Source organism: Propionivibrio sp. (genome assembly GCF_016790145.1).
GTDB lineage: Bacteria > Pseudomonadota > Gammaproteobacteria > Burkholderiales > Rhodocyclaceae > Propionivibrio.
Genome location: NZ_JAEUOI010000147.1, coordinates 1 through 8,200 on the forward strand (window position 1 = coordinate 1; position 8,200 = coordinate 8,200).

Annotated in this window: 8 protein-coding genes; 6 read left to right on the forward strand and 2 right to left on the reverse strand. The window is 57.9% G+C overall.

Annotated elements, in window-relative coordinates; genetic code table 11:
* Nucleotides 1-158 precede the first annotated feature (158 nt).
* The 4 genes from JNM42_RS12070 to JNM42_RS12085 all read left to right on the forward strand — a co-directional run bounded on the left by JNM42_RS12070 (nucleotide 159) and on the right by JNM42_RS12085 (nucleotide 1,749).
* Nucleotides 159-443, forward strand: coding sequence for a DUF1778 domain-containing protein (locus JNM42_RS12070; RefSeq protein ID WP_294261171.1), 285 nt, complete (start codon nucleotides 159-161; stop codon nucleotides 441-443).
* A complete protein-coding gene (locus JNM42_RS12075) occupies nucleotides 440-934 on the forward strand; it encodes a GNAT family N-acetyltransferase (protein ID WP_294270049.1) in 495 nt (164 codons plus the stop codon). The genes JNM42_RS12070 and JNM42_RS12075 overlap by 4 nt, the downstream gene beginning before the upstream one ends.
* Nucleotides 935-1,235: 301 nt before the next feature.
* Entirely contained in the window at nucleotides 1,236-1,472 is a 237-nt protein-coding gene (locus tag JNM42_RS12080; protein WP_294270053.1) for a ribbon-helix-helix protein, CopG family, read from the forward strand.
* Complete coding sequence (locus JNM42_RS12085; protein WP_294270059.1) at nucleotides 1,462-1,749, forward strand: type II toxin-antitoxin system RelE/ParE family toxin; 288 nt, start codon at nucleotides 1,462-1,464, stop codon at nucleotides 1,747-1,749. The genes JNM42_RS12080 and JNM42_RS12085 overlap by 11 nt, the downstream gene beginning before the upstream one ends.
* Before the next feature lie 156 nt (nucleotides 1,750-1,905).
* Here the strand turns inward: JNM42_RS12085 and ybaL are convergent, their stop codons facing one another.
* Both ybaL and JNM42_RS12095 read right to left on the reverse strand, forming a co-directional pair.
* A complete protein-coding gene (gene ybaL / locus JNM42_RS12090; RefSeq protein ID WP_294270066.1) occupies nucleotides 1,906-3,627 on the reverse strand; it encodes a YbaL family putative K(+) efflux transporter in 1,722 nt (573 codons plus the stop codon).
* Nucleotides 3,628-3,739: 112 nt separating this feature from the next.
* Entirely contained in the window at nucleotides 3,740-6,496 is a 2,757-nt protein-coding gene (locus JNM42_RS12095) for an HAD-IC family P-type ATPase (protein ID WP_294270071.1), read from the reverse strand.
* Between the two features lie 797 nt (nucleotides 6,497-7,293).
* Between JNM42_RS12095 and JNM42_RS12100 the strand changes: the two genes are divergently transcribed.
* Nucleotides 7,294-7,608 (forward strand): hypothetical protein, encoded by a 315-nt coding sequence (locus tag JNM42_RS12100; protein ID WP_294270074.1) that lies wholly within the window; start codon nucleotides 7,294-7,296, stop codon nucleotides 7,606-7,608.
* Nucleotides 7,609-7,784: 176 nt separating this feature from the next.
* Nucleotides 7,785-8,200 (forward strand): sodium ion-translocating decarboxylase subunit beta (locus tag JNM42_RS12105; RefSeq protein ID WP_294270079.1); only part of this gene is annotated, 416 nt, incomplete at its 3' end.

Genomic DNA, 8,200 nt, shown 5'->3' on the forward strand with positions numbered 1-8,200 from the left:
GATGGGCAGTTAAAGAACGAATCGGCGCGCCACCACTCTGCCAAGCACCACCCCTGGTGCCTCTAACATCAGTGAAGGTTTCCGATGCCTCATTTTTTCATGTTCCGGGGTGGCAAATCAATCGCCATGATGGTTAGTACACCTGAAGGAAATTTGCCATGCCTGCGTCTACTACCGCTCGATCAGCCCGACTCGGCCTGCGCGCTACGCCTGAACAAGAAACCGTTCTGCGTCGCGCCGCCGACGTCGCACACAAATCGTTGACTGATTTCATTCTCGATGCCGCTTACCAGGCGGCCGAACAGACCTTGCTCGACCAGCGATTGTTTATGGTTTCCGGCATTCAGTACCAAGCGCTCCTGGAAATGCTGGATCGACCGGAGTCTGACAACCCCGGTTTGACCAATTTGTTCTCCCGGCGTCCGGTGTGGTCAGAGAAGTGAGTCTATTGGCACCACTGTCACTGGATGCGAATCATTGGCTGGAAAAGTTTGACTGCGGGAAACCGGCCCTCACCGACTGGCTGCTGCGACACTCACGCCAATCTCAAGGTAGCGGTTCGGCGAAAACGTTCGTCGCCTGTGATGGGGACCGCGTCGTCGGGTACTTCAGCTTGACAGTTGGCCAGATCGACACGCTCGATGCTCCCGAGCAGATTCGTCGCGGGATGGGCCAGTACCTGATTCCACTGGTTATTCTTACGAGGCTTGCAGTCGATCTCGACTACCAAGGGCAGGGTCTTGGTTTCAGCCTGCTGCAAGACGCAATCCGCCGAACGCTTGCAATTGCTGAGCAAGCGGGTATTCGGGCTGTGCTGGCACACCCCATCGGCGAAGATGCCGAGGCGTTCTATCTTCGTTTCGGCTTCGAGTCCACACCAGCGCACGAACGGCAACTCATTCTGCTGCTCAAGGATGCTCGGCGTTTTGCTTGAACGCCACAGCTTGTTCAGCCTTTGCCCGAGGCGAGGTCGTCCAGGTTACGCGCCAAGCGATCCATGCCAGGCACAACCACGGTATCGCCGTCGCGCTGCCGGCTCCCGCCAATCCCCACCATAGCTAAGCGGCTAAGGCTTGATAGACGCAGAAGGTTTGGCGCTGGATACTGTCGTTCAGCCGTTTGTTAATAGTAAAACAATGAGTTAGCGTAAGTACAAATTTACCGTGGCTACTTCTTGACGTGCCAAGGTTCGTGCTAATATTGCGATGTACACATACTAATACGAGGTATTCATCATGGACACAGCGACCTTGACCTTGCGCGTTCCGGTGCAGGTAAGAGATCAGTTGGATAAGCTGGCCGAAGCTACTCAGCGCAGCAAGTCCTACCTGGCCGGCGAGGCCATCCGACAGTATCTTGACCTGGAAGCATGGCAGGTGGGGGAGATTCAGCAAGCGCTCGAAGAGGCGGATGCGGGGGACTTCGCCTCCGATGACGAAGTTAATGCCATCATGAGGAAACATGAAGGTTAAATGGCTTCGCCGAGCACTGCAAAACCTCGACCATGAAGCCACCTACATCGCAGAGGACAGCCCTCGAATGGCTTTAGAATTCGTACGTCATGTACGCGCCAGTGCTGAAACGCTTTCCGATCACCCAAACATTGGACGGCCTGGGCGTATTGCGGGAACACGTGAACTTGTATTAACCCGGTTTCCGTACATATTGCCCTATAGAGTTCGTGAAAATGCGATTGAAATCCTGCGTGTTTTCCATACCTCAAGGAAATGGCCAAAACGCATGAGCTGAGTTCGCCGTTCCCGTTATCATCCTTCATCAGCCATCCAAACTATGCGGCTCGGGAATGAGCTTTTGAATGCCTCGCTGCATTTTCGGGTGCGAAAGTGCAGGCTTCCCAAGGCCAATCACCGGTGGAATGCACCGTCTCCGGTTTCACCACCCCGGTCACCGATGTCCGGGTGGCTTAGCCGCAGGCTGAGGAGCAAAACGCTCAAGGATATGGCTGGTCATTCCCCTGGCCAGTTCTTCCTCGCCGAAGAAGACTGTTCCGATTCCGTCACGCCGCAGCAATACCGATTCATCCTCGCCATGGGTACGCACGATGATTTCAATGTCCGGGTTGAGTGTCCGCGCGATATCGACCATTTGCCGGACGTTGAGCGTATCGGGCATGGCGACGACCAGCATGGCTGCATTGGCAATGTGCGCCTGAATCAACACCGCCGCTTCGGCGGCATTTCCTGAAACAGCGGCTTTCCCCAACTTGCGCAAGTCTTCGACCACCTCACGGTTCTGCTCGGCAACCACATAGGGGATGCCGCGCCCATCGAGCGCCCTGGCAATGCGGCGACCCACCCGGCCATAACCGACCAGAACGACCTGCCCTTCGAGATATTTCAGTTCGGTGCTCATCGGCAACTCGGCATACGGGTCTTGCCGCTGTTCCAGCCGGCGGGCCAGTGCAGAGTACTTGAGCGCCCAATGCCGGAAAGGCTTGATGGCGGTGAACAGGAATGAGTTCAAGGCAATTGAGATCAACACACCCGCCAGCACCAGATTCATTCCCTCGGTGGACAGCAAACCGAGCGACAAGCCCAATCCGGCCAGAATGATCGAGAACTCACCGATCTGGCCCAGGCTGGCCGCAACCGTCAATGCCGTATTGAGTGGGTAACGCAGCGCGATGACCAGCGATAGCGCGGCGAGCGAGTTGCCGAAAATGACGATGGCGAGGACGCCGAGCACACGTAAGGGCTCATCGACCAGGATTGCGGGGTCGAACAGCATGCCCACCGAAACAAAAAACAGCACCGAGAAGGCATCGCGGAGCGGCAAGGACTCCTGCGCTGCACGATGGCTGAACTCGGATTCGCGCATGACCGTGCCGGCGAAGAACGCGCCGAGCGCAAACGAAACGCTGAACAGCGACGATGCGCCAAAGGCGATGCCGATCGCGGTGGCGACCACGGACAGCGTGAATAGCTCGCGTGAACCCGTGCGTGCAACCTGCCACAATATCCAGGGCAGCACCCGGCGCCCGACAACCAGCATCAGGGCAATGAAAGCCGAAACCTGCAACAAAATCTGGCCGATGCTCATCCACAGCGCACTGGCGTCGGCGACGTGATCTTTCGAGCCGCCAAGAACGGCCACCAGCGGGGGCAGTAGCACCAGGACCAACACCGCAGCCAGATCCTGGACAACCAGCCAGCCAATGGCAATGCGCCCATTCATCGTATCGAGCTGGCCCAGGTTTTCGAGCGACTTGAGCAATACCACGGTACTGGCGCAGGACAGCGACAGTCCAAAAATCAGGGCGCTTCCCGGACTCCACCCCCAGCACCAGGCCGTAAACATGCCCAGCAGCGTAGCCACCGTCATCTGCGCCAGCGCACCGGGAACGGCAATGCGCCTGACCGTGAGCAGGTCTTTAAGCGAAAAATGCAGCCCGACGCCAAACATCAGCAACATGATGCCGATCTCCGACAACTGCGAGGCGAGATGCACATCGGCAACGAAACCCGGTGTCGCAGGGCCAATGAGGACGCCTGCCAGCAGGTAACCCACCAGCGCCGGCACCTTCATTCGTTCGGCAATGAAGCCGAAGACCAATGCAGCGCCAAAACCGGCCGCAATGGTGGTGATCAGGGAAATGTTGTGATTCATTCAATCTTTCGTTGCTCTGGCCGATGCAAGGCGCAGACATATACCTTTGTGCGTTCCGACAGCCTCGCGAAGCCTGAGTATTTCGTGCCGCTATAGTGCACCATTCGTTCTTCTAGCGATGCCCCTTGCGTCGATTAAGAAAGCGTTTTTCCACCCCCACCACCAGCAAGGAAGCCAGCCCCACAGCAAAGATCTCCAGCCACGCCTGGCCGCCGATCGGCGCGGTGGCAAACAGCCGGTTCATCAGCGGCACATAGGTCAACGCCAGTTGCAGGACGGCCATCGTCGCCACGCCATACCAGATCGCCGGATTGGAGAATAGACCGATGCTCAGCGCCGAGCTTTCAAGCGAGCGGCAGTTGAACAGGTAGAAGGCCTCGACCACCACGAAGACGTTTACCGCGACCGTACGCGCCTCGGCCAGAGTGTGCCCGCGCGCCTGTTCGAGCAGAAACAGGCCGAACGAACCGGCCAGCAACAATACGCTGACCAGCACGATGCGCCCGATCAGCGCCTTGCTCAGAATCGGCGTTCCCGGTGCGCGCGGCGCGCGGCGCATGACGCCCGGCTCGATCGGCTCGAAGGCCAGCATCAGGCCAAGAAAGACCGCCGTCGTCATGTTGATCCACAGGATCTGCAGCGCCGTGATCGGCAGCGTAACGCCGGCCACGATGGCCGCCATGATGACCAGCCCTTCGCCGAAATTGGTCGGCAGCGTCCACGTGATGAACTTCACCAGATTGTCGAAAACCCCGCGCCCTTCCTCGACGGCGGCTTCAATGGCGGCGAAATCGTCATCGGTGAGCACCATGTCGGCCGCCTCCTTGGCCACCTCGGTACCGGCCAGACCCATGGCGATGCCGATATCGGCCTGCTTCAGCGCCGGGCCATCATTGACCCCGTCGCCGGTCATCGCCACCACCTCGCCATCGGTCTGCAGGGCGCGCACCAGACGCAGCTTCTGCTCGGGTTCGACGCGGGCAAAGACATGCACGGCTTGTGCCACGGCGAGCAAAGCAGTGTCGTCGAGAGCGGCCAGATCGCGCCCGGTGAGAACCTTGTCGCCCACTTTGGCGATGCCGATCCGGCAAGCGATCGACAGCGCAGTGACGGCGTGATCGCCGGTAATCATCTTGACCACGATGCCGGCCGTATGACAGGTTTTTACCGCAGCAATTGCCCTGGGCCGTGGTGGATCAATCATGCCGACCAGGCCGATGAACTGCAGTCCGCAGTCAATAGTCGCATTTTCTTCAAGCTGCTCGACCTGTTCGCGTTCCAGCACATCGCCAGAAACCGCCATCAGGCGCGCCACGGCAAGCACGCGCAAGCCCGCGCTGGCCATTTCGCCTGCAACCTTCTCGATCTGCCGGCGATCGATCGGCTGCGCATCGCCCGCCGCATCGAGCATGCTCGTCGAACGTGGCAAGAGCTGCTCGATGGCGCCCTTGAAATAGGCGATGCGCACGCCCTCGATTTCATGCAAGGTAGCCATGTACTGCCGCGCCGAAGCGAAGGGGATTTCATCGCGTCGGGGAAACAGTTTCTGTAGCGTGATCTCGTCAAGGCCACCCTTGCGCGTGAGCACCAGCAGCGCGCCCTCGGTCGGGTCGCCGGCAATCTCCCAATGCTGCTCCACCTTGCGCAGGCTGGAATCGTTGCACAGCGCCCCGGCCAGCAGGCATTCGCGCAACGCACCGGCGAGCGGCGCCTTTTCAGTGAGTTTTTCGCGGACCTTTTCATCCAGATTTTCGTTCAACTCCTGGCCAATCTTCCCGCTCGGCGCGTAGCCGCTGCCGCTCACCGGGTAGCGCAAGCCCCCGGCATACAGCTCGCGCACCGTCATCTGGTTCTCGGTCAGCGTGCCGGTCTTGTCCGAGCAGATCACGGTGGTGCTGCCCAGCGTTTCGACCGCCGGCAGCTTGCGGATGATCGCGCGGCGTCTGGCCATGCGCGAAACGCCGATGGCCAGCGTAATCGTCATCGCCGCCGGCAAACCCTCGGGAATCGCCCCCACGGCCAGCGCTACCGCCGCCATGAACATCTCGAATGCCGATTCACCGCGCCACAACCCGATGCCGAAGGTAAATAACGCGAGCAGGCCGATGACGATCAGCAGCCAGTTGCTGAACACCGCCATCTTGCGTGTGAGCGGCGTGCTGAGGTCGGGCGCTTCGGCAATCAGCCGCGAGATACGACCGGTCTGAGTCGCGTCGCCGGTGGCCACCACCATGCCGGCACCCTGCCCGCTGATCATCACCGTACCGGCGTAAGCCATGTTGCCGCGTTCGGCGAGCAGCGTGTCTTCCGGCAGCACCTCGCCATGCTTGCTCACCGCCGTGGACTCGCCGGTGAGTGCCGACTCGATGGCCTGCAGCTCCTTGGCGCGAAACAGGCGCAGGTCAGCCGGCACCTTGTCGCCCGCCGCCAGCAGCACCACGTCGCCGGGAACCAGCGCGCTCGACGGCAAGCGCTGCTTTATTCCATTGCGCAATGCTGTCGCCTCGCTGCTGACCGAACGTGCCAGCGCCGCCAGCGCATTCTCGGCACGCCCTTCCTGAATGAAGCCGATCAGCGCATTGATCAGCGTCACGCCAAAAATCACCCCGGAGTCGACCCACTCGCCGAGCACAGCCGTTACCGCGCCGGCGATCACCAGCACCACCACCAGCGGCTGGCTGAACTGCAAGGCAAAGCGCAGCGCTGGCCCCTTGCCGGGCTTCGGCGTGATGCGGTTCTCACCGTGCAGTGCGCGCCGGATCGACGCTTCGTCATCGCTCAGGCCGGAGTCAAGCACCGTCGTCAGAAGTGCTGCCACCTCCTCGACCGGCCGGTAATGCCAATTATCTGCTCGCTGTGTCGGGTCCATTTGTAGCCTGATTGATCAACGTTTCCCAGCCGGCTGCGTCGCCGCAGCCAGCTTTTCCCATACCTGCAATGGTAGCCAGCATACCCGCGCTACGATTCCTGGGGTAAGAAGCATAATGTGCGATCACCAGGCGGCGATTTAAGTCGTCATAGAGGCTGTTGCCATACGGGCCAAAAATGGCGATACGGTTAGGCGCTTCGCAGAGGTACACGAAGCCGTGTAGCCTCCGTCGCCGTGTGGTGGTCTACCTCTTCGTGAGGTTGAGGATATTGTCCTTTCAAATTCAATCCGCCGGCGTCAGGGCGTCACCTTTTTGGTTGCGGCCAGCGACCGCGCTGAGTTAACTTCGTGTTTGATTGCTGTTTCCAGGTTCAAACAGCATGCCGAATCAAGAACGACTCAAGCGATGACAAAAGCAAACCGCTGTAAAAGGTTCATATTCCGAATGGGCATTCTGCCAATTGCCCTGCTTGATGTAATTTCGTAAATCATTTATAACATCAAACGTAATACATTTCTTTTAGAGTAATTCATGCTTAACACGGCAATCGGAGCGATTACAAATCAACGTTTATCTCTCCTCTTAATTTTCAAGAGCTAGCAGGTGCTTTCCCTGTTTTTTATGGATGTTTTTTTATGGATTGACACTATCTCCACCTACGCTAGAATACGTGCGTTTTATGAAATCTTTGACCTGTTAGATCCTAGTTAGATCCTATTTACCCCAACCCTTCAGCTTCTCAAGACACTGCGCAAACTCAGTTAGTGCAAATGTAAATTCTGGAGAATCAAGAATCATGCTTAGCGTCGCCACCTTCAAAGCCCTGCAGGTTTACGGTCTGGCTATCGTCGTCTCGATGCTTGTTGCCGTAATTATCAAGGTACTGGTCGTCCTCACCAGCCGTACAAAACCCGTTGCCAAAGCCGCAGTGGCTTCGCAGCAGTCAGCAGCACCCGTAGCAGTCGGTATCCCTGCCGAAGTGGTCGCAGCAATTTCAGCGGCGGTTTCCGCCATTACCGGGCCACACCACATTCTGCATATTGCCGCAAGTAATCGCGCTTGGGCGAATGAAGGCCGCACCGCTCAACATTCTCATCATCCCAGGCACTGATTTTGTTAAAAATCCTTCGCAGACATAAACAGATCAGCCCCAAAGTAACTGATTTCGTTAGTATCTGAACAACACTGATGTTACCTAACCAGGCCTTGACCGGCATGCTGTTGGACATCTTCGATTAAACAAAAAAAACAGGCCGCTGAAATTGCCTGCCATATGGTAAGGATCCCATGGAAACCATCAGTTTTCTTGACCTCTTTCAGGGTATCGCCACCCTGGTTGCCTCCGAGCCAAAGGTCATGATTGGCCGCATCTTTCTGATGCTGCTCGGCTTTCTGCTGATTTACCTCGGCTCGAAAAACGTTCTCGAACCCCTGTTGATGATCCCGATGGGTCTTGGCATGTCGTCGATCAATGCCGGTGTAATGTTCCTTGAAGGCGGAAAGATGGGAACGCTGTTTGTCGACCCGCTGATGGCCGATCCAGTTGATCTGGTCAACATCATGCAGATCAACTGGCTGCAACCGATCTACACGCTGACCTTCAGCAATGGTCTGATCGCCTGCTTCGTATTCATGGGCATCGGCGTGCTGCTTGATGTCGGCTACGTCATGGCACGGCCATTCCAGAGCATGATCATTGCCCT